Here is a 24,650-nt window from a genome sequence, read left to right as displayed (position 1 = left end):
GGCGCCGCCCCGCGGTCCGCCGTGGCGTCCGTGCCGCCGTTCGTGTCACCGATCGTGGCACGGAACGCGGCGCGCGCCGTGTCACCGATCGTGGCATCGGACGGGCGGCCCCGCCCGCCCCGGCACGGCGCGGTGACCGGTGGCGCCACCAGGCGCGGACGAAGGGCGGTAGGAACGTGCGGCTGACCATCCTCGGCGGGGGCGGATTCCGCGTCCCGCTCGTCCACGGAGCCCTGCTCGGCGATCGGGCCGAGGGGCGGATCCGCCAGGTCACCCTCTACGACACCGATCCCGCCCGGCTCGCCGCCATGGCCCGGGTCCTCGCCGACCAGACCGCGGCCGCCGGCCTGCCCGACGCCCCGGCCGTCACCGCCACCGGCGACCTCGACGAGGCCCTGCGCGGCGCCGACTTCGTCTTCTCCGCCATCCGTGTCGGCGGGCTCGACGGACGCGCCGCCGACGAGCGGGTGGCCCTCGGCCTCGGGGTGCTCGGCCAGGAGACCGTGGGCGCGGGCGGGATCGCGTACGGGCTGCGCACCGTGCCGGTGGCCCGGGAGCTCGCCCGCCGGATCGCCCGGACCGCCCCCGACGCCTGGGTCATCAACTTCACCAACCCGGCCGGACTGGTCACCGAGGCCATGGCCGAGGAGCTCGGCGACCGGGTCATCGGCATCTGCGACTCCCCGGTCGGGCTCGGCCGGCGCATCGCCCGGCTGCTGGGAGTGCGCCCGGAGGAGGCCTGGATCGACTACGTCGGCCTCAACCACCTCGGCTGGGTCCGCGGGCTGCGGGTGCGCGGCCGGGACGAACTGCCCCGGCTGCTGGCCGACACCGCCGCCCTGGAGTCCTTCGAGGAGGGCCGGCTGTTCGGCGCCGACTGGCTGCGCTCGCTCGGCGCGATCCCCAACGAGTACCTGCACTACTACTACTTCAACCGCGAGACGGTACGGGCGTACCAGGAGGCCGAGCGGACCCGCGGCGCCTTCCTGCGCGACCAGCAGGCCGCCTTCTACGCCGAGGCCGGCCGCCCCGCCCTGCCCCCCGGCGCGGCCCTGGCCGCGTGGGACCGCGCCCGCGCCGAGCGGGAGGCCACGTACATGGCCGAGAACCGCGAGGCGGCCGGCGCCGGCGAGCGCGAGGAGAGCGACCTGGAGTCCGGCGGCTACGAGCGGGTGGCCCTGGCCCTGATGCGGGCCATCGCCCGGGACGAGCGGACCACCTTGATCCTCAACGTCCGCGGCCGCGGGATCCTCGCTCCCCTGGACGCCGCGGCGGTGATCGAGGTGCCCTGCCTGGTCGACGCGAACGGCGCCCACCCGGTCGCCGTCGACCCGCTGCCGTACCACGCGACCGGCCTGGTGACCGCGGTCAAGGCCGTGGAGCGGGCGGTGCTCCGGGCCGCCGCGAGCGGTTCCCGGGCCGACGCGGTCACGGCGTTCGCGCTGCACCCCCTGGTGGACTCGGTGGCGGTGGCCCGGCGGCTGGTCGACGGTTACGCGGCCGCCCACCCCGGCCTGGCCCACCTGCGCTGACACCCGGCCGGACGGGCGTCGCCCGGGTGGCGTAGTGCCGCATGCGGGGCGGCGGGGGCCGCGTGAGAGTGCGAGATGTGACCACTGCCCCCGCCGTCGCCCAGGCCCCGCCCGTCCTGGAGCGGCGGCAGCGCGACATCGTCTTCGGCACGATCATGCTGGGCGTGCTCCTGGCCGCGCTGGACCAGACCATCGTCGGCACGGCGCTGCCCACGATCGTCGCGGACCTGGGCGGCGGGGACCACATGTCGTGGGTGGTCACCTCGTACCTGCTGATGGAGACCATCGCCACCGTGCTGGTGGGCAAGTTCGGCGACCTCTTCGGCCGGAAGGTCGTCTTCCAGACCTCCGCGGTCGTCTTCATCGGCGGCTCCTTCCTGTGCGGCCTCGCCTCGAACATGACCCTGCTGATCCTGTGGCGCGGTGTGCAGGGCGTCGGCGCCGGCGGCCTGATGGTCACCTCCATGGCCCTGATCGCCGACGTCGTCCCGCTGCGCGAGCGGGGTGCGTACCAGGGCGCCATCGGCGCGGTGTTCGGCGTGGCGACCGTCATCGGACCGCTGCTGGGCGGGCTGTTCACCGACCAGCTCAGCTGGCGCTGGTGCTTCTACGTCAACGTGCCGGTCGCGATCCTGGTCGTGGTCGCGGCGGCCCGGACCATCCCGTCGGTGCGCGCGGCTGCCCGTCCCGTGATCGACTACCTCGGCATCGCCCTGGTCTCCGTGGGCTCGGGCGCGCTGATCCTGGCCACCAGCTGGGGCGGCAACGAGTACGCCTGGAGTTCGGCCGTCGTCGTCGGGCTGTTCGTGCTCGGCGCGGTCGCCCTCGCGCTGTTCTGCCTGGCCGAGACCCGGGCCGCCGAGCCGATGCTGCCGATGCGGTTGTTCCGGAACCCGGTCTTCACCGTCTGCTCGGTGCTCAGCTTCGTCGTCGGCTTCGCCATGCTCGGCGCCATGACCTTCCTGCCGACCTACCTCCAGTACGTCGACGGGGACTCGGCCGTGGTCTCCGGCGTACGGACCCTGCCGCTGGTCGTCGGGCTGCTGCTGTGCTCGGTCCTCAGCGGCACCGTCACGGGCCGCACCGGCCGCTACCGGATCTTCCCCATCGTCGGCTCGCTGGTGATGGCCCTCGGGCTCTTCCTGCTCTCGCGGATGCGGCCGGGCACCAGCGCCTGGCTGGAGTCCGGCTACATGTTCGTCCTCGGCGCCGGCATCGGGCTGTCCATGCAGGTGCTGACCATCGCCGTGCAGAACACCGCCGAGTACGCCGACCTGGGCACCGCCACCTCCGGCGTCACCTTCTTCCGCACCCTCGGCAGTTCCTTCGGCACCGCCGTCTTCGGCACCATCTACGCGGGCCGGCTCGGCCCCGAGCTGCGGACGGGCGTGGCCGAGGCGGCCCGCCTGACCGGGGAGGACCCGGCGCGGCTGGCCGCCGCCGCGTCGAGCCCGGCCGGGGTGCGCGGGCTCGACCCGGTGGCACGGGCCCCGGTCGTCGACGCGTACGCCGACACCCTGCACACGGTGTTCCTGTGGACCGTGCCGGTGGCCCTGGTGGGCTTCGTCGTCGCGCTGTTCCTCAAACAGGTGCGGCTGCGCGACTCGGCCCGGGCGGCCTCCGCCGACATGGGCGACGGCTTCGGCTCCCCGGCCACCGCCTCGGGGGACTCGGCCAAGCTGCTGGAACTGGCCGTGGGCAAGCTGATCCGGGGCATGGACCCGGAGACCGCCCGCCGGATCGTCACGGAGTCCGACACCCGGCTCGACATCGCCGGCGCCTGGGCGGTGATGCAGGTGGACCTGATGACCCGGACGGTCGGCCATGCGGGTCTGTCGATGATCGCGGCCCGGCGCCGGCTGCCGCCCGAGGTGCTGGTGCCCGTCTTCGACCGGATGACCGAGGAGGGCTTCCTCACCAACGAGGGCCCGTACTTCTCCCTCACCGTCGCCGGCGAGCGGGAGGCCGGGGTGATCTCCCGGGCCTGGGCCGACTGGCTGGCCGCGGAGCTCGAACGCGACCGCGGCCGGCCGTCGGACGACCAGCTCCGGGTCGCGGTCGACGCCATCGCCAAGCGGTTGCTGGCCGAGGACCTGCGCGAGGGCACCTTCGCCCCCCGCCCGGCGGCAGCCGCGCAGGCCTGAGGGGCCTACGGAGTGCCGGCCGGCCCGAGCGGATAGTCGTACGAAGGGACCTCCGGGAGCTGGGGGAGGCCGGGGCGCCAGGTGCGCAGGACGGCCGCCGAGGGGGCGTAGAGGGCCGACGGGATCTCGGCCGGGGCGAACCACTCCCACCGGGCGATCTTGTGCGGCTCGGTGACGGTGGGCGTGCCCTCGGCGGACCGGGTCACCGCGGCGGCGGTCAGCCGGGTCACCGCGGAGCCCGCCTCGATCTGCACGGCGAGCACCTCGATGTCCTCCGGCTCCACCCGCAGGGCGGTCTCCTCGGCGAGCTCCCGGGCAGCGGCCCGCTCGAAGTCCTCGCCGGGGTCCACCTTGCCGCCGGGCAGCTCCCAGCGGCCGTCGTGGGCCCGGCCGAGCAGCACCCGGCCGTCCGCGCCGAGCACGATCAGGCCCACGCCGACGACGGCGTTGGGCTGCGGGACGGCCCGCTCGGGGCGCTCACGGTCGGGGCGGGGTGCGGCGGTGGTCATGGACGTGGTCCTTCCGTTCACGGGATCCTCGACACCGATCTTGCCAACCGCCGGCGTGCCGACCGCGGCCGACGGCCGGTCCGGGTGCGGTCGGGCGTGGCCGGGTGCGGCCGGGTGTTTCGGACGGGCCGGGGGAGCGCAGGCTCAGACCGTTCGGCGATCGGTGTGATCGTCGTACGACGGTGAGTCGTCGGACGCGGGGACACGGGGGGCCTCATGGCACATCTGCTGGTGGTCGGCGGCGGTATCGGGGGGCTGGCGACCGCCTTGCTGGCCGCGCGCAACGGGCACACCGCCGAACTGTTCGAGCGCGACACCCGGGCCCCCGGGGCCGCCCTGGACCGGGACTTCTTCGGCTGGCACCGGCCCGCCGTACCGCAGGCGAACCAGCCGCACACCTTCCTCGGCGCGGCCCGCACCGTCCTGCGCGAGGAACTGCCCGACGTGCACGCCGAGATGCTCCGGCTCGGCGCCCGCGAACGGCACGAGCTGGACTGGTTCGACGTACGGCCCCCCGCCCGGCCCGGGGACGAGGACCTGGTGATGCTCCAGGCCCGGCGGATCGTGCTGGAGAGCGCCCTGGCCACGGCCCTGCGCGCCGAGCCCGGCGTGGTCCGCCGCTACGGGGAACCGGTGACCGGGCTGGTCACCGCGTCCGGGCCGGAGGTGCCGCGCGTGACGGGCCTGCGCACGGACGCCGGCACGTACGGCGGTGACCTGGTGGTGGACGCGGGCGGGCGGCGCGGCGCCGCCGAACGCTGGCTGGCCGCGGCCGGCTGCCGGCCCGCCGTGGTGGAGCGGCACCGCACCGGGCTCGCGTACTTCTGCCGCTGGTACCGGCTCCCGGCGGGCACGGCCGAGGGGCCGCGCCGCCCCTGGAGCGTGGCCGGCGGAACCTTCGCCGGCTGCGCGGTCTTCCCCGCCGACAACCGCATCTTCGCGGTCGCCCTGTTCGTCCACACCGACGACCCGACCCGTACGGCCCTGCGCGACCCCGCCGTCTTCGAGGCGGCGGCCCGCTGCTTCGCACCCGGGCAGACCTGGCTGGACCTGGGCGCCGAGCCGCTGTCGGAGGTGTGGGCCGCGGCCGGGCTGGACAACCGTTGGTGCGCCCTGGTGGACGAGCTCGGCCCGGTCGTGACCGGCTTCGTCCCCGTCGGCGACAGCCTCACGCACACCAATCCCACCCTCGCCCAGGGCTCCTCGCTCGCCCTGTGGGCCGCCTCGCGCGTCGCCCGTACCGCGGCGCACCCGGACCCCGGCTCGGCCCCGTACGCCGCGGCCCACCACGCGTGGGCCGTACGGACGCTCAAGCCGTGGTTCGACTTCCAGGTCGGGGCCGACGCGGCCGTCGGCGAGCGCTACGCCACCCGGGCCGTGCGCACGGGTGCCGCCCGCGAGGCCGCGGCCCTGTTCGACTGCGCCCTGGACGACCCCGAGGTGATGCGGGCCCGGGCCGGCGTCCGTCACCTGGCGCAGGCCCCGGAGCGGGCCTACGCGGACCCGCGCATCCGGGCCCGGGTCGCCGCATGGCTCGCGGACCGGCCGGACTACGTCCCCGGCGCCGCCGGGCCGGACCGGGAGACGTGGGAGAAGGTCACCGGGGCGGGGTCGTGAAGACGTGGGCCGGCACCCAGCGGCTGCCGCCGTGCTCGACGAGGGTGTCGATCAACTGCTTGCGCTGCTGCTTGCTCAAAGGGCCCAGGACGGCCAGGGCGACCCGCCCGGACGGCCGTTGCGTGAGCATGCCGGTCTTGGCGTAGGGCCAGCCGGCGGGGCCCGGCACGGCAGGCAGCGGTGCCTCGGGCGCCGGATCGATGTGGAGGCCGGTGAACCTGCCGAGCTGCCGGCCCTGGATCTCCTCGACGGCCACGCGCTGGATGCCGCTCCACGCGAGGTGCCGGCGCTGCGCGGCGTCGGTGATCGTGATGCCGTGCGGCCCCACCTCCAGGCCCCAGGGTTTCCCGCGGACCCGGCCGTAGTGCAGTTCGGTCGCGGCCGCGAGGAGAGTGCCGACCACGAACGCGAGACCGACGGCCAGCACGAACATGCCGACGGCGATGGCTCCTCCGAGGGCGAGGGCGGTCCCTGCCGCGCATCCCCCCAGCCCGAGCAGGTGCACCGGCCTGAGCTCCGAGGCCCCGTACGCACGCAGTGGCTCCCGGCCGGTCCAGGAGGTCTGGAAGGTGGTCACCGTGCGGAGGGCGGGCGGCTGCTCCGGCGGGGCGAACCGGCGGGGGCTCGCGATCCGCGCCGGCCGGGCGACGACGGTCCGAGCCGCCTGCGCGAACCGGCCGAGCAGCACGTGGCGCTCGGCATCGGCTTCGGCTGCGGCATCGGCTCCGGTCCTGGAGCCTTGTCCGGTCCCGGCTCCGGCCGGCCCCCGGAGGGCCTGGAGGCGCTCGCGGACTCCGCGGGCGCTCGCCGGCCGCCCGGCCGGGTCCCGCGCGAGCAGCTCCGCGACCAGCGCGGCCAGTTCCGGCGGCAGGCCCGGGCGTACGGTGGCCAGGCGGGGCGCGTCCTCGTCGAGCTTCTGGCGGATCACGGCCAGCGGGTGGTGCCCGGTGAACGGCGGCCGGCCGGTCAGCAGGGTGAACAGCACGGACCCGAGCGCGTAGAGGTCGGACCGCTCGTCGCCCCGCGCGGACAGGAACTGCTCCGGCGCGCCGTACTCGGCCGTCCCGGCCGGGGTCAGCTGCGAGGAGCGGGCCAGGGTGGCGAACGCGGTCTGCAGGAACCCGGCGATGCCGAAGTCGACCACCTTCACCTCGTGCTCGGCGGTGAGCATCACGTTGTGCGGCTTGATGTCGTAGTGCACCACGCCCGCCCGGTGCGCGGCGACCAGCGCGGTGCAGATCCCCTCGGCCAGCGCCAGCGCCTCGGCGAGGGGCAGCGGCTGCCCGGCGCGCACGTACTCGCTGAGCGGCCGGCCGTCGACCTTCTCCATCACGAGGTACAGCACGTCCTCGTGCGTCCCGCGGTCGTACATCGCGGCGACGTTCGGATGGTTGATCTGGGCCGCCGCCACCGCCTCCCGCTCGAACCGCTGCGCGAGCTCCGGCACGGTGGCGTGGTCGAGGACCAGCATCTTCACCGCGACGTCCCGGTGCAGGCTGCGGTCCCGCGCCGCCCACACCTCGCCCATCCCGCCCCGGCCCAGTCGCTTGACCAACTCGTAGCGACCGGCGATCAGTTCCCCGTTCTCCATGGCGTCCAGCATCGCCCGGCGGGAAGGCCTCCACAACGAAGTTGCACGGGTTTGCAAGGGCCTCAGGCCCCTCCCGGCCCCCCGCCCCCGAGCACCTCGGCCAGGTCGTAGCGGACGACCTCCGTGAGCTGGGCGTACGTGCAGCTCTCCGGGGTGCGGTCGGGGCGCCAGCGGCGCCACTGGGCCGTGTGGCGGAAGCGGTCGCCCTCCATGTGGTCGTAGGCGACCTCGCAGACCCGGTCCGGGCGCAGCGGGATCCAGGACAGGTCCTTCTTGCCGGTCCAGCGGCTCTGGGCGCCGGGCAGCCGGGCGGTCTCGTGGGCGCTCTCGTCCGTCCAGGCGGCCCAGGGGTGGGCGGCGGCCGCGTCGCCCTCCAGCAGCAGGGGGGCCAGTTCGTCCACCAGCTCGGCGCGGCGCTTCATGGGGAAGGCGGCGCACACGCCCACGTGCTGGAGGGCGCCGTGGTCGTCGTACAGGCCGAGCAGGAGCGATCCGATGATCGGACCGCTCTTGTGGAAACGGTAGCCGGCGACGACGACGTCGGCCGTACGCTCGTGCTTGATCTTGAACATGAGGCGTGCGTCGGGCCGGTAGGGCAGGTCGAGGGGTTTGGCGATCACCCCGTCGAGCCCGGCGCCTTCGAACTGCTCGAACCACTGCTGCGCGAGGTCGCGGTCGGTGGTCGCGGGCGCGAGATGGACGGGGGGCCGGGCCGTGGACAGGACCTGGGTGAGGGCGGTGCGCCGCTCGGTGAGCGGGGTGTCGAGCAGGGACGCGTCGCCGAGGGCGAGGAGGTCGAAGGCCACGAAGCTGGCCGGGGTCGATCCGGCGAGCAGGCGGACGCGCGAGGCGGCGGGGTGGATCCGTTCGGTCAGGCGGTCGAAGTCCAGCCGCCCGCCCTGAACGATCACGATCTCGCCGTCCACCACGCAGCGGGCGGGCAGGTTCTCCTTCAGGGCCGCCACCAGCTCGGGGAAGTAGCGGGTCAGCGTCTTGCCGGTGCGGCTGCCGATCTCGACCTCGTCACCGTCACGGTGCACGATCGCCCGGAAGCCGTCCCACTTGGCCTCGTACTGCATGCCCGGCGGGATCCTGGTCACGGACTTGGCGAGCATCGGCTTCACGGGCGGCATCACGGGCAGATCCATGCCATCGATTCTGCGGTGATACGGACGGGCTCGCCCGGTATGCGGGGCCCGGGGGACGGGCCTACCGTGGCGCACATGGGTGCATCCGGTAAAGCGATCGAGCTGGACGCGGGCGGGCGGACGGTACGGCTGTCCAACCCGGACAAGGTGTACTTCCCCGAGCGCGGACTGACGAAGCTGGACGTCGCCCGGTACTACCTCGCCGTGGCCGAGGGCATCACCCGGGCGCTGCGCGACCGGCCGACCACGCTGGAGCGCTACCCGGACGGGGTGGAGGGGGAGTCGTTCTTCCAGAAGCGGGCACCCAAGAACCTGCCGGACTGGATCCCGACCGCCCACATCGCCTTCCCCAGCGGGCGCACCGCCGACGAGATCTGCCCGACCGAGCCGGCCGCCGTGCTGTGGGCGGCCAACCTCGGCTGTCTGACGTTCCACCCCTGGCCGGTGCGCCGCGAGGACACCGACCGGCCGGACGAGCTGCGGATCGACCTCGACCCGCAGCCGGGCACCGACTACCACCACGCGGTGATCGCCGCCCACGAGCTGCGCGAGGTGCTGGAGGAGCTCGGCCTGCGCGGCTGGCCCAAGACCTCCGGCGGCCGGGGCCTGCACGTCTTCGTGCCGATCGCGCCGCGCTGGACGTTCACCGAGGTCCGGCGCTGCGCGATCGCCATCGGCCGGGAGCTGGAGCAGCGCATGCCGGGGCGGGTCACCACGGCCTGGTGGAAGGAGGAGCGGGGCGAGCGGATCTTCGTGGACTACAACCAGACGGCCCGCGACCGCACCATCGCCTCCGCCTACTCCGTCCGGCCCCGCCCGCACGCCCCCGTGTCGGCCCCGCTGCGCTGGTCCGAACTGGACTCGGCCGAGCCCCGGGACTTCGACATCACCACCATGCCCACCCGCTACGCCGAGCTCGGCGACCTCCACGCGGACATGGACGAGCACGCCTTCACCCTGGAAGCGGCGCTGGAACTGGCCGAACGCCACGAGCACGACCACGGCCTGGGCGACATGCCCTACCCCCCGGACTATCCGAAGATGCCGGGCGAGCCCAAACGGGTCCAGCCGAGCCGGGCCCGGAAGGAGGGCACGGACGGGGAGTGACCGCCGTCCGGCGCGCGTCGCCCGGCGGCGTTGTCAGTGTCCTGTGGGATGCTCGGGGAGCCGGCCGGGAGCGGGGCATCGACGTGCATGGACGCGCGTTGATCGGTCGTTGATCCGTCGTTGATCGGGGCCGCGCAGGATCGGCGCATGGCGATCAACACGAGCACCACCACCGCACCTGCTTGGCACGAACTCGCACTCTGCGCGCAGACGGGCCCGGAGTTCTTCTTCCCCGAGCCGGGGACCTCGGTCCGGGACGCGAAGCGGCTGTGCGGGGCGTGCGAGGGGCGCGCGGGGTGCTTGGAGTACGCCCTCGCCAACGACGAGCGGTTCGGGGTGTGGGGCGGCCTGTCCGAGACCGAGCGGCACGCCCTGCGGCCGCGGTCCCGTCGCTGACGGCGACGACCCCCTGACACCGAAGAACAGGGCCGGGCCCCTGGGAGGGCGATACCCCCGGTAGGGCGATACCCCCGGTAGGGCGATACCCCCGGTAGGGCGGGTGCCGCTACCAGGGGTGGCGCGGGCGCGGATCAGCCCTTGCGGGCCGCCAGGCGGGCGGCGCGGGCGGCCAGCCGCTCGTCGAACTTGCGGGCCTCGGAGTCCAGGCCGTTCAGGAACAGCCCCAGCTCCTCCTGCGCCTTCTGCCCCTCCGGGCCCAGGCCCTTGATCTCCATGACCTTCAGGAACCGCAGCACCGGCGCCAGCACGTCGTCGTGGTGGATCCGCAGGTTGTAGATCCCGCCGATGGCCATCTGCGCGGCGGCCCGCTCGAAGCCGGGCATGCCGTGACCGGGCATCCGGAAGTTGACCACCACGTCGCGCACGGCCTGCATGGTGAGGTCCGGGGCGAGCTCGAAGGCCGCACCCAGCAGGTTGCGGTAGAAGATCATGTGCAGGTTCTCGTCGGTCGCGATGCGCGCGAGCATCCGGTCGCAGACCGGGTCGCCCGACTGGTGACCGGTGTTGCGGTGCGAGATGCGGGTGGCGAGCTCCTGGAAGGCGACGTAGGCCACCGAGTGCAGCATCGAGTGGCGGTTGTCGGACTCGAAGCCCTCCGACATGTGCGCCATCCGGAACTCTTCCAGCTTGTCCGGGTCCACGGCGCGCGAGGCCAGCAGGTAGTCGCGCATCACGATGCCGTGGCGGCCCTCCTCGGCGGTCCACCGGTGCACCCAGGTGCCCCAGGCGCCGTCCCGGCCGAAGAGGGTCGCGATCTCGTGGTGGTAGCTGGGCAGGTTGTCCTCGGTGAGGAGGTTGACCACCAGGGCGATCCGGCCGACGTCCGTGACCTTGGACTGGCCCGGCTCCCAGGCTTCGCCGTCCTCGAAGAAGCCCGGGAAGTTCCGCCCGTCGCCCCACGGCACGTACTCGTGCGGCATCCAGTCCTTGACGACCTTCAGGTGGCGGTTGAGCTCCTTCTCCACCACCTCTTCCAGCGCGTACAGCAGCTTGGCGTCGGTCCACGCCTGCGAGCTGCCGAGGTGGGGAGAGGTGATCGTCACGGGTGCTCCTGGGGACAAGCGAATTACCTACGGTTCCGTAGCCTACGACCCCGTAGGTTAAGCGCGTCGTGAAGGCCAGCCAAGCCCCAGGGGTAGGTATGGACCCTTACATTCGGTTATGTCCGCAGTTGAGGGCCGCCCTCGCGTGTGAAAGGCGGCCCTCCGGATTTCACATCATGGTCCGGACCTCCTCCACCGACGTCGGCCGCAGCCCGTCGGCGTCGAGCAGCATCCAGCGGGTGATCCCGACCGACTCCAGGAACGCCAGGTCGTGGCTGGCCACCAGCAGGGCGCCCTCGTACCCGTCCAGCGCCCCGGCCAGGTGCCCCACGCTCGCCAGGTCGAGGTTGTTGGTCGGTTCGTCCAGCATCAGCAGCTGCGGGGCCGGCTCGGCCAGCAGCAGGGCCGCCAGCGTCGCCCGGAAGCGTTCACCGCCGGACAGGGTGCCGGCCGGTCGGTCGCCGCGGGCGCCCCGGAACAGGAAGTGCGCCAGCCGCGCCCGGATCCGGTTCTGCGTGGCCTCCGGCGCGAAGCGCGCCGCGTTCTCCACCACCGTCCGCTCGTCGTCCAGTACGTCCAGGCGCTGCGGAAGGTAGCGGGCGGGCACGTGCGTGACCGCCTCCCCGGCCGCCGGCGCCAGCAGCCCGGCCACCGTGCGCAGCAGGGTGGTCTTGCCGGCCCCGTTGCGGCCCACCAGGGCGATCCGTTCCGGGCCGCGCACCTCCCACTCGGCCGGCAGCCGCGGCCCGTGGGCCAGGCGCAGCCCCGTCAGGGTCAGCACGATGCGGCCGGGAGGCACCCGGGTGGCCGGCAGCTCGACCCGGATCTCGGCGTCCTCGCGGACCGCCTCGCGGGCCTGGTCGAGCCGTTCGCGGGCCTGCGCCAGCCGGTCCTGCTGGGTGGCGCGCAGCTTCCCGGCCGACTCCTGGGCGGACCGCTTGAGGTTGCCGGCGAGGATCTTGGGTGCCCGCCGGTTCTCCTCCATCTTCTGCGCGTAGCGCTTGCGCCGGGCCAAGGTGACCTGGGTCTCGGCGAGTTCGCGCCGCTGCCGCTGGACGTCGGCCTCGGCGGCGCGCACTCCGCGCAGCGCCGCTTCCTGCTCGGCGGCGACCTGTTCCTCGTACGCCGTGAAGTTGCCTCCGTACCAGCGGACTTCGCCGTCGCGGAGCTCGGCGATCTGATCGACCCGCTCCAGCAGCTCGCGGTCGTGGCTGACCAGGATCAGCACACCGGGCCAGGCGTCGACGGCCGCGTAGAGGCGGCTGCGGGCGCGCAGGTCCAGGTTGTTGGTGGGCTCGTCGAGCAGCAGGACGTCGGGGCGGGCCAGCAGCAGGGCGGCCAGCCGCAGCAGGACGGACTCGCCGCCGGACAGCTCGCCGACGGTCCGGTCCAGGGCCCCGGCGTGCGGGGCCAGTCCGAGCTGGGAGAGCAGGGCGAGGGCCCGTTCCTCGACGTCCCAGTCGTCGCCCACGGCCGCGAGGTTCTCCTCGGTGACCTCGCCCGCCTCGACGGCGTGCAGGGCGGCCCGGGTCGCGGCGATCCCGAGCGCCTGGTCCACCCGGAGGGCGGTGTCGAGGGTGACGTCCTGCGGGAGGTACCCGACGGAACCGGCGGTGGAGAGGTGCCCCGCGGTGGGCACGAGTTCACCGGCGATCAGCTTCAACAGGGTCGACTTGCCTGACCCGTTGACCCCGATCAGTCCGGTGCGGCCGGGGCCGACGGCGAGCTGGAGCCCGTCGAGGACGGGCGTGCCGTCGGGCCAGTCGAAGGTCAGGGCGGAGCAGGTGACGTAGGCAGGGGTGTGCACATGGGCATGGCTCATGGAGGCCTCCAGGTTGCGGGAATGGTGCGGTGCAACGTGGGGAGACACCGGGGCGTACGGATGCACGGGCGCAGGGATGCGCCGGGTGCACGGGTCCTACCGGGCGCGGGCGCAGGGACGCACGAGGGGCTCAGGGCGCGGGCGCATGCAGGCACGGGGCGCGCGGGGTACGGGCGTACGGGTGCGGGTGTCTCGGACCTCAGTAGTGCAACGTCCTGCTCCGATCGGACGGGGATGGGCCGTGATCGAAGCTAGGCCTGTCGCGCGGGGCCCGCAACGCAATTACGGGCCGAGGGCGCGCGGCCGCGGCTCAGCGGGAGTCGCGCATCAGTTCCGCCAGACCGTGGTCCACGTCCAGGTAGAGGTGCTCCAGGCCCGGCGGGACCACCTCCGCGGTGCGCGCCAGGAACTGGTGCAGGTCCGCCGTCGCCATGAGCACGATGGCCACGCCCTCCGGAGCGTGGAACTCCACCACGGTCCGGTCCGTTCCGTACGGGCGCACGCGGACGTCGCCGCAGCCGGCCGGGCGGTCCACGCCCGCCTCCAGCAGCTCGCGGCCGAAGGTCCACGAGACCTCCACGCCCTCCAGCGTGGCCGGTGCGGGGAAGCCCATGCGCACGGCGAACGGGTCCGCCCGGTCGTAGCACAGGGTCACGGGAAGGGTCTCGACCTTCGGGGCGGTGGCGACCAGACGGGCCTGCACGGTCTGCTCGATGACGGTGATCAAGGCTCGCTCCCTTACGGCGGATCCGGGCGGCGGGCCGGGGTGGTGCCCGCACCCGGATAGACGCCGGAATGGACGAATGCGTGCACAGAAGGGGTACGTGAGCTGTATCACTGAATGGCTGATTCCGCACTGTCGGTGTCCGGCCGCGGAGCGTAGGCGCGGGTGGCGGAGGTTCCGCGCGGTACGCAGGCGGCGGTGAGCCGGTCGAGGATGTCCGGAATTCGCTCACTCCACGAGACCAAGCCCCCCGGCGGGGGGCCGGCCCGCACCCTGGACGGTGATCAGCGCCGTGCGCTAGCTTCGCGCGCCATGGGACTTCTCGGCATGGGCATGACGATGGGTATCTGTGCGGCGGCACTGGCGGGGGCGCTGGCCGCGGCACCGGCGGCACGGGCGGCGGCGGAGCCCGCCGCCCCGGGCGGGACCACCGGGCTCTCCGGGGCCGGCTGGTCCCTGAAGGACACCGGCAAGGACGCCCGCTTCCGCGGCCTCGCCGCCGTGAGCCGCAGCACCGCCTGGGTGGCGGGATCCAAGGGGACGGTGCTGCGCACCGTGGACGGCGGCCTGACCTGGTCCGACGTCTCACCGCCCGCGGCGGTGGCGGGCAAGCTGGAGCTGCGGGACATCGAGGCGTTCGACGCCCGGCGCGCGGTGGCCCTGTCCATCGGGGAGGGCGAGGACTCCCGGGTCTTCCGCACCGAGGACGGCGGCGCCAGCTGGACGGAGACCTTCCGCAATCCCGACCCCAAGGCGTTCTACGACTGCCTGACCTTCTTCGACCCGCGCCACGGCCTGGCGATGAGCGACCCCGTGGACGGCAGGTTCCGCATCCTGTCCACCGAGGACGGCGGGCGCACCTGGCGGGTCCTGCCCGGCGACGGCATGCCGGCCGCGCTGCCCGGCGAGGCCGGTTTCGCCGCGAGCGGCCAGTGCCTGGTCAGCGCCGGACCGCGGGACGTGTGGCTGGCCACCGGCGGCGGTGCCACGGCCCGGGTGCTGCACTCGGCGGACCGGGGACTCACCTGGCGGACGGCCGAATCCACCGTTCCGGCCGGGGACCCGGCCAAGGGCGTCTTCGGTCTGGCCTTCCGCCACGACGGCTACGCGGCCCAGGGTCTGGCCGTGGGCGGCGACTACCGCACCGGCCAGGCCTCACCGCTGGCCGCGGCCGCCTCCGCGGACTCCGGCCGCACCTGGCGGCAGGCGGACACCCCGCCGCCCGCCTACCGCTCCGGCGTCACCTGGCTGCCCTCGCACCCCGGCCTGCGGGCGGCCGCCCTCGCGGTCGGTCCCACGGGCACGGACGTCACGACGGACGCCGGCCGCACCTGGCAGCCGCTGGCCCCGGGCTCCTTCGACACCGTCTCCTGCGCCCGCGCCCCGCTGGGCGCCCGGGCGTACGAGGCCTGCTGGGCGGCCGGGGAGAAGGGTCGGGTGGCCCGCCTGGAGCCGGCCGCCGGCCACTGACCGGAATCAGAGCGTCAGGGTCCGCCAGCCCCGGGTGATCTGGTCGGGGACCGTGACGGGGTGGCGCGGGTCCCGGGGCGGGGTCAGCAGGTCCACCAGGGCGGCCCCGTCCGCCGGCCGGTCCGCCGGGTCGGCGGTCAGGGCCCTCCCGACCACCGCCGCGAGCGCCGGGTCGAGTGCCCGGACCGCCGCCAGCGCGGCCGGCTCCGGCCGGGTCTCCACGATCCGGCGGATCACCGCGCCGGTACTGGTCGCCGCGAACGGGCTCGCGCCGTGCGCCGCGCACACCACGCAGCACGCCCACGCCCAGACGTCGGCCGCCGTACCGGCCTGCTCGTCGCCGAACTGCTCCGGCGCCATGTACGTCAGCGTCCCCGGCCCGCCGCCGGTACGGGTCAGCCGGGTGCCGTCCACGATCGCCGCGATGCCGAAGTCGAGCAGCCGCGGTCCGGCCGTGGTCAGCATGATGTTGGCGGGCTTGAGGTCCCGGTGGACCAGACCGAGCCGGTGCACCCCGTCCAGGGCCACGCCCAGCGCCAGGGCCAGGGCGCGCAGCGCCTCGGGCGAGCGGATCGGCCCCAGCTCCCGCAGGTGCACGTCGAGCGGCCGCCCGTCCAGCAACTCCATGGCGAGGTACGGGCGTCCGCAGTCCACGCCCGAGTCCAGCACCCGGGCGGTGTAGGCCCCGGGCACCATCGACAGCACCTCCGCCTCCCGCTCGAACCGGCGCAACAGTTCGGCGCGGTCGAGGAGTTCGGGGTGGATCGTCTTCAGTGCCACCTGCGTGGCCGACCCCTCGCGCCGGGCCAGGTACACCGTCCCCATGCCACCCGACCCGATCCGGCCGAGCAGCCGGTAACCGCCGATGGTCCGCGGCTCGTTCGGGTACAGCTCCTGGTGCACGACCTCGGGCGGGACTCCCGGCGCCGCCGGGGGCATGGGCGGAGGAGGCGTGGCCGCGCCGCCGCCCCGGTCCGCCTGCGTCGGTACGTACGTGGCGGCGGGCTGCGGCGCCGCAGGGGCCGCAGGGGCCGACGACGCGGTCGGTACCGACGCGGTCGGCACCGGAGCGGCCGGCCGCTCCGGCGGCACGGCCCCGGCGGCCGGGGCCGTGCCGGGGCGGTACTGCCGACTGGTCAGGAGGGCGACGGTCTGGAACACCAGGGCGGCCAGGAGCAGGCCGACCGGGGTGAACAGCGTGAGCGCCAGGCGCAGGACGCACCGGGCCGTGAGCCGGAACCCCACGGGCGGCGGCGTCCCGGGCTCCCCGGGAGCCCCGACGTGCAGCAGGGTGCGCTGGGTGCGGACCCAGAGGACCAGCCAGAGCACTTGCAGGAGCACCGCCACGCCCAGGAACCACGACCGCGCGGCGTCGAGGGACAGGTCCGTCTCCGCGGACAGGCCGGTCACGTCCGGCACGAGCATCGGCTGGGCCAGCAGGTCCAGGCCGGGCATGCTGTTCCGGGCGAAGTACAGCGTCAGCGCCAGGGCCGTCGCGCCACCTAGGCCCACCACCAGGTCGCCCGCGGCGGCCGCGGGGAGCAGCTCGGGCGGCCCGCCCCCGTCCCTGGCGGCCGACGCCGCCCGCCGTACGGCGTCCTGAGCCCGTTTCAGCAGCGGCAACGAGGCCACCCGTACGGCCCCCGCCAGCGTGACCAGCGCCAGGACGGTCGGCAGTACCGTCGGCCCCGTCGAACCCTCCGCCATCCGTCCCCCCGTGCTCCGTCGCACCCGTGCCGGTCGAGCCGAGGCGCAGTATAGGTCCGGCCGCCGGCGCTCAGGGCAGGAAGCGGGTGGCGCCCAGATAGGTGCGGCCCGAGGAGAGGAAGGGCTCCTCCCTGACCCGTTCGCCGGTCCTGGGGGAGTTGATCATCATCGGCCGGCCGTCCTTCGTCCCCGTGTAGAGCCCCGCATGGGTCACGTGGTCCTCGTCCTGTCCGAAGGCCAGGACGTCGCCGGGGCGGAGGGCGGCCAGGTCCTCCTTGGCGATCCGGGTGCCGGTGGCCGAGCCGGCCGGCGCGCGGCCCGCGCCCGCGTCGAACTGCGGCTGGGTGTCGCGCGGGACGGTCACCCCGAGCATGGCGTACACCTGGCTGGTCAGCCCGGAGCAGTCGTAGCCGAAGGCCGAGGCGCCCGACCAGAGGTAGTCCAGGCCCAGGAACCTGCGGGCCTCGGTGACCGCGTCCGCGCCGGTGGGGTGCGGGCGGACCTCGGTGAGGTCGGCGCTGCGGAGGTAGAGCGCGGTGCCGTCGTGGGCGGTGGCCCGCTCCACGCCCGGTACCTCGGTCGGCCGCACCGAGAACGCCGTGCCGTAGGAGTACTCGGTCGCGCGTCCCGCCCCGGCCGCCGCCACGGCCGCCGCCAGGGTGGTGTACGCCCATGCCGTCGGGGCGGCGATCCGCTTCGGCGTCGCGCCGGACGGCGCGGCGGCCCGGGCCGAGGTGAGCTGCCGGTCGGGGACCCAGCCGGGGTAGGCGCCGCGGCCCGTGGTGTCCTTGGGGCTGGGCTGGCCGTCCACCAGGACGTGGTCCCAGAGCAGTCCCCGAGCGTCGCGCCAGGTCCGCTCGACCGTGACCCGGGTGCCGTACAACGCCTGCGTCTCACCCGGGACGTCGTGCCGCAGAGGGCCGTCGCGCCCGAGGTCGGCGAGCCAGCCGCGGATGTCGACGGGGTGGGTGAGCGCCCGGGCGTCGACGGTGCGCACCTGGTCGGGAGCGGTCCAGATCTCGGCGACGGAGACGTCGACGTAGCAGGTCCGCGCCCCCGCGCACGGGCGCGCGGCACGGGTGGCGGAAGCGGCGGAGGTGGCGCCGGCGGCGGAAGCGGCAGCCGTGGCGGAGGCGGCCGGAGCACCGGGCGCCCCGGCCACCGGGGCGAGGGAGGCGACAGCGGTCGCCAGAGCGACCAGCACCATGCGCGGAGAACTCATGCCGACCATACTGGGCGCGGCCCGCGCCTCCGGGCGGGCACGACGCGGCCCGCGACCGCCGGCCGGGCAGGTACCGCCGTCCGCCCGCTACCGCCGGCCGGGCCGGGACCGTACGTCGGCCCGCGACTGCCCGGCCGGGCCGGGACCGCCGGCCGGGCAGGTACCGCCGTCCGCCCGCTACCGCCGGCCGGGCCGGGACCGTACGTCGGCCCGCGACCGCCGGCCGGGCCGCGACCGCCGGCCGGGGCGGGACCGTACGCCGGCCCGGGACCGTCAGCCCGGCAGGGACTCGCGGACCGGAGCCAGGTACGAGGACGTCCTGGTGGCGAGGAATTCGACGATCCGGTAGCTGCACACACCCGCCACCGTGAACGGGTCCTCCTCCGCGATGCGTTCGATCTCCGCCCGCGACGCCCCGGCCGCGAGGATGATCCCGCCCTGGCGCGGTACCTTGCGCCCGGAGGCCAGGAAGGTGCCGGACGCGTAGTGGCCGTCGAGCCACGCGAGGTGCGCGTCCATGTGCTCCTCGACCTCCTCGACGGGGGCGGTGTAGGTCAGCTCCATGATGAACATGATCGTCAGGCTACTCTCGGACCCCATGACGAGCGTGCACACCCCCGCCGACGAGGCCGAGGCCCGGGCGGTCCAGGACGAACTGCGCATTCGGGTCGTGTTCGACGAGCCCGGACCGCCTCCCGGGCAGGGGCTCGTGGCCGGGGTCGACGTCGCCTACGACGACGCACGCGACCTCGTCGCCGCCGCGGCGGTGGTGCTCGACGCGGCGACCCTCGACGTGGTCGAGGAGGCGACCGCCGTCGGACGGGTCAGCTTCCCGTACGTCCCCGGGCTGCTCGCCTTCCGCGAGCTGCCCACCGTGCTCGCCGCGCTCGACGCCCTCACCGCCCCGCCGCACCTGGTGGTCTGCGACGGCTACGGGCTGGCGCACCCGCGCCGGTTCGGGCTGGCCTGCCACCTGGGGGTGGTCACCGGGCTGCCCACCATGGGCGTGGCGAAGAACCCGTTCACCTTCGCCCACACCGACCCCGGCCCGCATCGCGGCGACGCCAGCGCCCTCGTCGCCGAGGACGCCACCGTGGTCGGCCGGGCCCTGCGCACCCAGGACGGGGTCAAGCCGGTGTACGTGTCCGTCGGGCACCGCATCTCCCTGGACAACGCCTGCGCGCACGCCCTGGCCCTCAGCCCCCGCTTCCGGATACCGGAGACCACCCGGCGCGCCGACTCCCTGTGCCGGCGCGCCCTGCAGGCCGCCCGGTAGCACGGCCGGCGCACCCGGCCGCCCGTCAGCGGACGTCCGCGACCCGGAAGCCGATCCCCGCCCGCCGCAGCCGCCCGAGCAGCGCGTCGCCCATCGCGACCGCCGTCGTCAGCTGCCCGGTCCGGTCGGGCAGTGCGTCGTACGCCAGGCACAGCGCCGACTCCGCCAGCATCTTGGCGGTCTCGCCGTAGCCCGGGTCACCGCCCGAGACCTCGGTGAACACCCGGGTCCCGCCGCCCTCGCCGACGAACCGCACGCTGAACCAGCTGCGCGCCCGCCGCTCCGCGTCCGGGCCCTGCCCCGGCTCCCAGCGGTTCATGAGCCACTCCCGGGCCGGCGGGACCTGGGCCAGCGCCGCGACCGTGCCCACGGCCGCGACGCCGCCCAGGGCGACCGGCAGATGTCGGACCGAGGCGTAGTGGCGGTAGCGGAAGTCGGGGCCGTAGCGCTCCAGGGCCGCCGCCGAACGGGCCACGATCCGCGGGTCCAGGGTGGGCAGCGGCACCGCCCAGGTGCCGGTCTCCCGGCTGAACCGCGGCGCCCCCACCGGCCCCCGCGCCCGCCGCCCCAGCAGCCGCGGCTCGTGCAGCCGGCGCCGCCGGGCGGCCGCCAGGGTCTGCCGGCCACGGCCCAGCGCGGTCAGCGCCGAGGCCAGGGTGCCGCCGGAGAACAGGCCGCCGCCGCGCATGAACCCGTCCACCGTGAGCGGCACGCCCTCGGGCAGCTGCTGCACGGTGAAGTACGCGCCGAGGTCGGCGGGGATCGAGTCGAACCCGCACGCGTGCACGAGCCGGGCGCCGGTCTCGCGGGCCCGGGCGTCGTGCTCGACGTAGACCCGGTCGACGAACTCCGGCTCGCCGGTCAGGTCGACGTAGTCGGTCCCGGCGGCGGCGCACGCGGCGACCAGCTCGGTGCCGTACAGGACGTACGGTCCGACGGTCGTGGCCAGGACCCGGGTGGCGGCGGCCAGTTCGCGCACGCCCGCCGGATCGGCGGCGTCCACGACCTCCAGCGGCAGCTTCGCGCACTCCGGGTCGGTCTCGGCCAGCCGCTCGCGCAGCCGCTCCAGCTTGCTCCGGTCGCGGCCCGCCAGCGCCCACCGGGTCCCGGCGGGGGCGTGCGCGGCGAGGTACTCGGCGGTCAGGGCCCCGACGAAGCCCGTCGCCCCGAAGAGCACGACGTCATAGGGGCGTTCTGCACCAACATGCCGAACCTGTCCGGTCATCACCGCTCCTCCCAGCTGCTGTCGGTGGCTGAGGCTAGCGTGAGGACCGACTGCTTGTGCGAGCAGGTGGCGCGTGTGGCGGAGGAGGCATCGATGAAGGCAGCGGTACGCAAGTGGGAGCAGGTGCGGGAGTTTGCCCTCGGGCTCCCCGAGGCGGTGGAGGAGCACCCGTGGGGGCCCGAGAGCGGGGTGGTGAAGATCAACAAGAAGATCTTCGTCTTCCTGGGCACGGCGGACGGCCCCGAGCCGCCCGGTCTCTCGGTCAAGCTCACGGACGAGGCGCTGCACGAGCACGCGCTCACCGCCCCGGGCGCCCGTCCCACCGCGTACGGACTGGGCCGTTCGGGATGGGTGACGGTCCCGCTGGGGGAGAAGGGGGCGCCCGGCGCGGAGATGCTGTGCGAGTGGGTGGAGGAGAGCTACCGGGCGGTGGCGCTCAAGCGGCACGTGAAGCTGCTGGACGAGCTCCTCGACGGGCGGGGGGCCTGACGGGGGGCCTGGCGGCGGACTGACCGCCACGGACGGCCGCATAGGGCACCGCCTGCACTAAGCGCTCGCTCAATCGGGTGCGGGCGGGGGCTTGTGCTGCGTGGAAGGCGTTCCTAGCATCGCTGGTGTTACATCAGTTGTGTCATACGCCTGGCGCTGGGGGCTCGATGGCAGGGGCAAGGAACGGCCCGCTCGCGGGAGTGCGCGTGGTGGAACTGGCGGGCATCGGCCCGGGCCCGTTCGCCGCCATGCTCCTGGCCGACCTGGGCGCGGACGTCGTACGCGTGGACCGGCCCGGCGGCCCGGGCCTGGCCGTCGATCCCGCCCACGACGTCACCAACCGCAACAAGCGGTCCGTGGTGCTCGACCTCAAGTCCGCCGAGGGTCCCGCCCGGGTGCTGGACCTGGTCGAGCGGGCCGACGTGCTCATCGAGGGCTTCCGCCCCGGCGTCGCCGAACGGCTCGGCGTCGGCCCGGCCGAGTGCCGGGCCCGCAATCCGCGGCTCGTCTACGGCCGGATGACCGGCTGGGGCCAGGAGGGCCCGCTCGCGCACACCGCCGGGCACGACATCGCCTACATCGCCGTCACCGGCGCCCTCGGCATGATCGGCGCCCCGGACGCGCCCCCGGCCGTCCCGGCCAACCTCGTCGGCGACTACGCGGGCGGCTCCCTCTACCTGGTCGTCGGCGTGCTCGCCGCCCTCCACCACGCCCGGGCCACCGGCACCGGCCAGGTCGTGGACGCCGCCATCGTGGACGGCACCGCCCACCTCACCGCCATGATCCACGGCATGGTCGCGGCCGGCGGCTGGCAGGACCGGCGCGGGTCGAACCTCCTCGACGGCGGCTGCCCCTTCTACGGCTGCTACGAGACCGCCGACGGCGGGTACATGGCGGTCGGCGCCCTGGAGCAGCAGTTCTACGACACCTTCGTGGAGCTGCTCGGCATCGCCGACCGGGCGCCCGCCCGCAAGGACCTGGCCCGCTGGGGCGAGCTGCGCGAGGCCGTCGCCGCCCGGTTCAGGACCCGTACCCGGGCCGAGTGGACGGCCGTGTTCGAGGGTACCGACGCCTGTGTGGCCCCCGTGCTCTCGCTGCGCGAGGCACCCGGCCACCCGCACCTGTCCGCCCGCGGCACCTTCACCGAGGCCGGCGGCATCACCCAGCCCGCGCCCGCGCCCCGGTTCTCCGTCACGCCCACCACCGTCGACGGCGGCCCGGCCCTCCCCGGCGCCCACACCGCGGAGGTCGCCCGCGACTGGGACCTGCCCGCCCTGGACCCGAAGGACGCCTGATGGAACTGTCCATGCTGCTCGACCATTCCCCCGGCTACCGCTGGGCGGGGGCCCCGGACCCCCGCCGCGCCGCCGACGAGGCCGCCGCGCTGGAGTCGGCCGGCCTGGACGCCGTATGGGTCGCCGAGACCTGGGGCTTCGACTCCCCGACGATCATGGGCTACCTGGCCGCCCGTACCGAGCGGATGAAGATCGGCTCGGCCATCGTCAACGTCTACTCCCGCACCCCCGCCCTCATCGCGCAGACCGCCGCCGGCCTGGACGCCCTCTCCGGCGGCCGGGCCCTGCTCGGCCTGGGCGCCTCCGGCCCGCAGGTCGTCGAGGGCTGGCACGGCAGGCCGTACGACCGCCCGCTCGGCCGTACCCGGGAGACGGTCGAGCTGTGCCGGCGGATCTGGCGCCGCGAGACCGTCGACCACCACGGCATCACCGACATGCCGCTGCCACCGGAGAAGGGCGGCCGGCACGGCAAGCCGCTGAAGATCCTCACCCGCCCGGTGCGCCCCGACATCCCCGTCTACGTCGCCGCGCTCGGCCCGGCCAATGTGGCGCTGACCGCCGAGATCGCCGACGGCTGGCTGCCCACCCTGTTCCTGCCCGAGAAGGCCCACCAGGTCTGGGGCGAGGCCCTGGCCCGCGGTACCGCCGCCCGGCCCGCCGGACTCGGCCCCCTGCAGATCGTCGCCGGCGGCCTGCTCGCCATCGGCGAGGACGCGGCCGTCGTACGGGACCTCGCCCGGCCCCACATCGCGCTCTACGTCGGTGGGATGGGGGCGGTCGGCAAGAACTTCTACCACGACCTCGCCGTCGCCTACGGCTACGAGAAGGAGGCGCGGCGGATCCAGGAGCTGTTCCTCGCCGGCCGCAAGCGGGACGCGGCCGCCGCCGTCCCCGAAGAGTTCTGCGAACTGATGACGCTGTGCGGCCCGGAAGGCTATGTCCGCGACCGGATCGAGGCCTTCCGGGAGGCCGGCGTCACCATGCTCAACGTCACCCCGGTCGGCCCCGAGCCCGCCCGGCTCGTCGAAACCGTCAAGAACTGGCTGTGACCGTCGGGCACAGCTCCGACCTGACCGTCGGGCACAGCCCCGACCGTTACGAGATGGCTCCAGGAGGGCCCCGAGAATGAAGCGCCGGATCTTCGAGGCCGAACACGAAGCGTTCCGCGAGACCGTCCGTACGTTCCTGGCCAAGGAGGTGCTCCCGCACTACGAGCAGTGGGAGAAGGACGGGATCGTCAGCCGGCAGGCCTGGCTGGCGGCCGGCCGCCAGGGCCTGCTCGGCACGGCCGTGCCCCAGGAGTACGGCGGCGGCGGGAACCCCGACTTCCGCTACGCCGCCGTCCTCGCCGAGGAGTTCACCCGGGCCGGTACCCCCGGGCTCGCCCTCGGCCTGCACAACGACATCATCGGCCCGTACCTGACCTCCCTGGCCACCGAGGAGCAGAAGCGGCGCTGGCTGCCCGGCTTCTGCTCGGGCGAGCTCGTCACCGCGATAGCCATGACCGAGCCGGGGGCGGGCTCCGACCTCCAGGGCATCCGCACCAGCGCCGAGGACCGCGGCGACCACTGGCTGCTCAACGGCTCCAAGACCTTCATCTCCAACGGCATCCTCGCCGACCTGGTGATCGTCGTGGCGCGCACCACGCCCGAGGGCGGGGCGCACGGGCTGTCCCTGCTGGTCGTCGAGCGCGGCGCCGAAGGCTTCGAGCGGGGCCGCAACCTCGACAAGATCGGTCAGAAGGCCCAGGACACCGCCGAACTGTTCTTCCACGACGTCCGCGTCCCCAAGGAGAACCTGCTCGGCGAGCTCAACGGGGCGTTCGTCCACCTGATGCACAACCTGCCGCAGGAGCGCCTGAGCATCGCCATGGCCGGCATCGCCGCCGCGGAACACCTGCTGGAGCTCACCACCACGTACGTCAAGGAGCGCGAGGCCTTCGGCCGGCCGCTGGCCAAGCTCCAGCACATCCGGTTCGAGATCGCCGAGATGGCCACCGAGTGCGCCGTCACCCGCACCTTCCTCGACCGGTGCATCGTGGACCACACCCACGGCGAACTGGACCACGTGCACGCCTCGATGGCCAAGTGGTGGGCCACCGAACTCCAGAAGCGGGTCGCCGACCGCTGCCTGCAGCTCCACGGCGGCTACGGCTACATGAGCGAGTTCCCCGTCGCCCGGGCCTTCACGGACGGGCGCATCCAGACCATCTACGGCGGGACGACCGAGATCATGAAGGAGATCATCGGCCGCTCCCTCCTCAGCTAGAC

21 protein-coding genes are annotated in these 24,650 nt (G+C 74.5%); 11 read left to right on the top strand and 10 right to left on the bottom strand.

Translation table 11 applies throughout. The annotated features are described in order from the left end of the window. Positions 1-176 precede the first annotated feature (176 nt). Both EF918_RS05175 and EF918_RS05170 read left to right on the top strand, forming a co-directional pair. Complete coding sequence (locus EF918_RS05175; protein WP_185921599.1) at positions 177-1,532, top strand: 6-phospho-beta-glucosidase; 1,356 nt, start codon at positions 177-179, stop codon at positions 1,530-1,532. A 41-nt stretch (positions 1,533-1,573) separates the two neighbouring features. Next, positions 1,574-3,676, top strand: a complete 2,103-nt coding sequence (locus EF918_RS05170) for an MDR family MFS transporter (RefSeq protein ID WP_125641443.1) — start codon at positions 1,574-1,576, stop codon at positions 3,674-3,676. A gap of 5 nt (positions 3,677-3,681) precedes the next feature. Here the strand turns inward: EF918_RS05170 and EF918_RS05165 are convergent, their stop codons facing one another. Continuing rightward, positions 3,682-4,185 carry an NUDIX hydrolase gene (locus EF918_RS05165; RefSeq protein ID WP_125641441.1) on the bottom strand — a complete coding sequence of 168 codons (504 nt, stop codon included), beginning with the start codon at positions 4,183-4,185 and terminating at the stop codon, positions 3,682-3,684. A gap of 216 nt (positions 4,186-4,401) precedes the next feature. Here EF918_RS05165 and EF918_RS05160 point away from each other — a divergent pair, with 216 nt between their 5' ends. Beyond that, on the top strand, positions 4,402-5,802 hold the full coding sequence (locus EF918_RS05160; protein ID WP_125641438.1) for an NAD(P)-binding protein: 1,401 nt from the start codon (positions 4,402-4,404) through the stop codon (positions 5,800-5,802). Here the strand turns inward: EF918_RS05160 and EF918_RS05155 are convergent. Both EF918_RS05155 and EF918_RS05150 read right to left on the bottom strand, forming a co-directional pair. After that, on the bottom strand, positions 5,783-7,393 hold the full coding sequence (locus tag EF918_RS05155) for a serine/threonine-protein kinase (RefSeq protein WP_185921598.1): 1,611 nt from the start codon (positions 7,391-7,393) through the stop codon (positions 5,783-5,785). The genes EF918_RS05160 and EF918_RS05155 overlap by 20 nt on opposite strands. A 62-nt stretch (positions 7,394-7,455) precedes the next feature. After that, a complete protein-coding gene (locus EF918_RS05150) occupies positions 7,456-8,541 on the bottom strand; it encodes an ATP-dependent DNA ligase (protein WP_125641431.1) in 1,086 nt (361 codons plus the stop codon). A gap of 75 nt (positions 8,542-8,616) precedes the next feature. Here EF918_RS05150 and ligD point away from each other — a divergent pair, with 75 nt between their 5' ends. Then, the gene (gene ligD / locus EF918_RS05145) at positions 8,617-9,648 is read left to right on the top strand and encodes a non-homologous end-joining DNA ligase (protein WP_125641428.1); all 1,032 of its coding nucleotides are present in this window, start codon (positions 8,617-8,619) and stop codon (positions 9,646-9,648) included. Between the two features lie 147 nt (positions 9,649-9,795). Further along, on the top strand, positions 9,796-10,044 hold the full coding sequence (locus EF918_RS05140) for a WhiB family transcriptional regulator (RefSeq protein WP_125641425.1): 249 nt from the start codon (positions 9,796-9,798) through the stop codon (positions 10,042-10,044). Positions 10,045-10,178: 134 nt separating this feature from the next. Here EF918_RS05140 and EF918_RS05135 read toward each other — a convergent pair whose 3' ends face one another. The 3 genes from EF918_RS05135 to EF918_RS05125 form a co-directional block, all read right to left on the bottom strand. Continuing rightward, on the bottom strand, positions 10,179-11,150 hold the full coding sequence (locus EF918_RS05135; RefSeq protein WP_125641422.1) for an acyl-ACP desaturase: 972 nt from the start codon (positions 11,148-11,150) through the stop codon (positions 10,179-10,181). Between the two features lie 169 nt (positions 11,151-11,319). After that, a complete protein-coding gene (locus tag EF918_RS05130; protein WP_125641419.1) occupies positions 11,320-12,972 on the bottom strand; it encodes an ABC-F family ATP-binding cassette domain-containing protein in 1,653 nt (550 codons plus the stop codon). A gap of 310 nt (positions 12,973-13,282) precedes the next feature. Continuing rightward, positions 13,283-13,699 (bottom strand): SsgA family sporulation/cell division regulator, encoded by a 417-nt coding sequence (locus EF918_RS05125; protein WP_125641416.1) that lies wholly within the window; start codon positions 13,697-13,699, stop codon positions 13,283-13,285. Positions 13,700-14,029: 330 nt separating this feature from the next. On the opposite strand from EF918_RS05125, the gene EF918_RS05120 reads away from it, so the two are divergent. Beyond that, positions 14,030-15,166 carry an oxidoreductase gene (locus EF918_RS05120; RefSeq protein ID WP_125641466.1) on the top strand — a complete coding sequence of 379 codons (1,137 nt, stop codon included), beginning with the start codon at positions 14,030-14,032 and terminating at the stop codon, positions 15,164-15,166. A 6-nt stretch (positions 15,167-15,172) separates the two neighbouring features. On the opposite strand, the gene EF918_RS05115 is transcribed toward EF918_RS05120, so the two are convergent. The 3 genes from EF918_RS05115 to EF918_RS05105 all read right to left on the bottom strand — a co-directional run bounded on the left by EF918_RS05115 (position 15,173) and on the right by EF918_RS05105 (position 18,668). After that, positions 15,173-16,873 carry a serine/threonine-protein kinase gene (locus EF918_RS05115; RefSeq protein WP_125641413.1) on the bottom strand — a complete coding sequence of 567 codons (1,701 nt, stop codon included), beginning with the start codon at positions 16,871-16,873 and terminating at the stop codon, positions 15,173-15,175. Between the two features lie 70 nt (positions 16,874-16,943). Beyond that, a complete protein-coding gene (locus EF918_RS05110; protein ID WP_125641410.1) occupies positions 16,944-18,095 on the bottom strand; it encodes a C40 family peptidase in 1,152 nt (383 codons plus the stop codon). 273 nt (positions 18,096-18,368) lie between these two features. Then, positions 18,369-18,668, bottom strand: coding sequence for a YciI family protein (locus EF918_RS05105; protein WP_125641463.1), 300 nt, complete (start codon positions 18,666-18,668; stop codon positions 18,369-18,371). A gap of 25 nt (positions 18,669-18,693) precedes the next feature. Here EF918_RS05105 and EF918_RS05100 point away from each other — a divergent pair, with 25 nt between their 5' ends. After that, the gene (locus EF918_RS05100) at positions 18,694-19,371 is read left to right on the top strand and encodes an endonuclease V (RefSeq protein WP_125641407.1); all 678 of its coding nucleotides are present in this window, start codon (positions 18,694-18,696) and stop codon (positions 19,369-19,371) included. A gap of 25 nt (positions 19,372-19,396) precedes the next feature. On the opposite strand, the gene EF918_RS05095 is transcribed toward EF918_RS05100, so the two are convergent. Further along, positions 19,397-20,596, bottom strand: coding sequence for a trans-acting enoyl reductase family protein (locus EF918_RS05095; protein ID WP_125641404.1), 1,200 nt, complete (start codon positions 20,594-20,596; stop codon positions 19,397-19,399). A gap of 93 nt (positions 20,597-20,689) precedes the next feature. Between EF918_RS05095 and EF918_RS05090 the strand changes: the two genes are divergently transcribed. From EF918_RS05090 to EF918_RS05075, 4 genes are all read left to right on the top strand, one after another. Further along, a complete protein-coding gene (locus tag EF918_RS05090) occupies positions 20,690-21,085 on the top strand; it encodes an MmcQ/YjbR family DNA-binding protein (RefSeq protein ID WP_125641401.1) in 396 nt (131 codons plus the stop codon). A 167-nt stretch (positions 21,086-21,252) separates the two neighbouring features. Next, positions 21,253-22,380, top strand: a complete 1,128-nt coding sequence (locus EF918_RS05085; RefSeq protein WP_125641398.1) for a CaiB/BaiF CoA-transferase family protein — start codon at positions 21,253-21,255, stop codon at positions 22,378-22,380. Then, on the top strand, positions 22,380-23,429 hold the full coding sequence (locus tag EF918_RS05080; protein ID WP_125641395.1) for an LLM class F420-dependent oxidoreductase: 1,050 nt from the start codon (positions 22,380-22,382) through the stop codon (positions 23,427-23,429). The genes EF918_RS05085 and EF918_RS05080 overlap by 1 nt, the downstream gene beginning before the upstream one ends. Before the next feature lie 76 nt (positions 23,430-23,505). Continuing rightward, positions 23,506-24,648 carry an acyl-CoA dehydrogenase family protein gene (locus EF918_RS05075; protein WP_125641392.1) on the top strand — a complete coding sequence of 381 codons (1,143 nt, stop codon included), beginning with the start codon at positions 23,506-23,508 and terminating at the stop codon, positions 24,646-24,648. The last annotated feature ends 2 nt before the right edge of the window (positions 24,649-24,650 follow it).

Source organism: Streptomyces sp. WAC06614 (assembly GCF_003949795.1).
In the GTDB taxonomy this organism is placed as follows: Bacteria; Actinomycetota; Actinomycetes; order Streptomycetales; family Streptomycetaceae; genus Streptomyces.
This window is presented reverse-complemented; position numbering and strand designations above follow the sequence as displayed.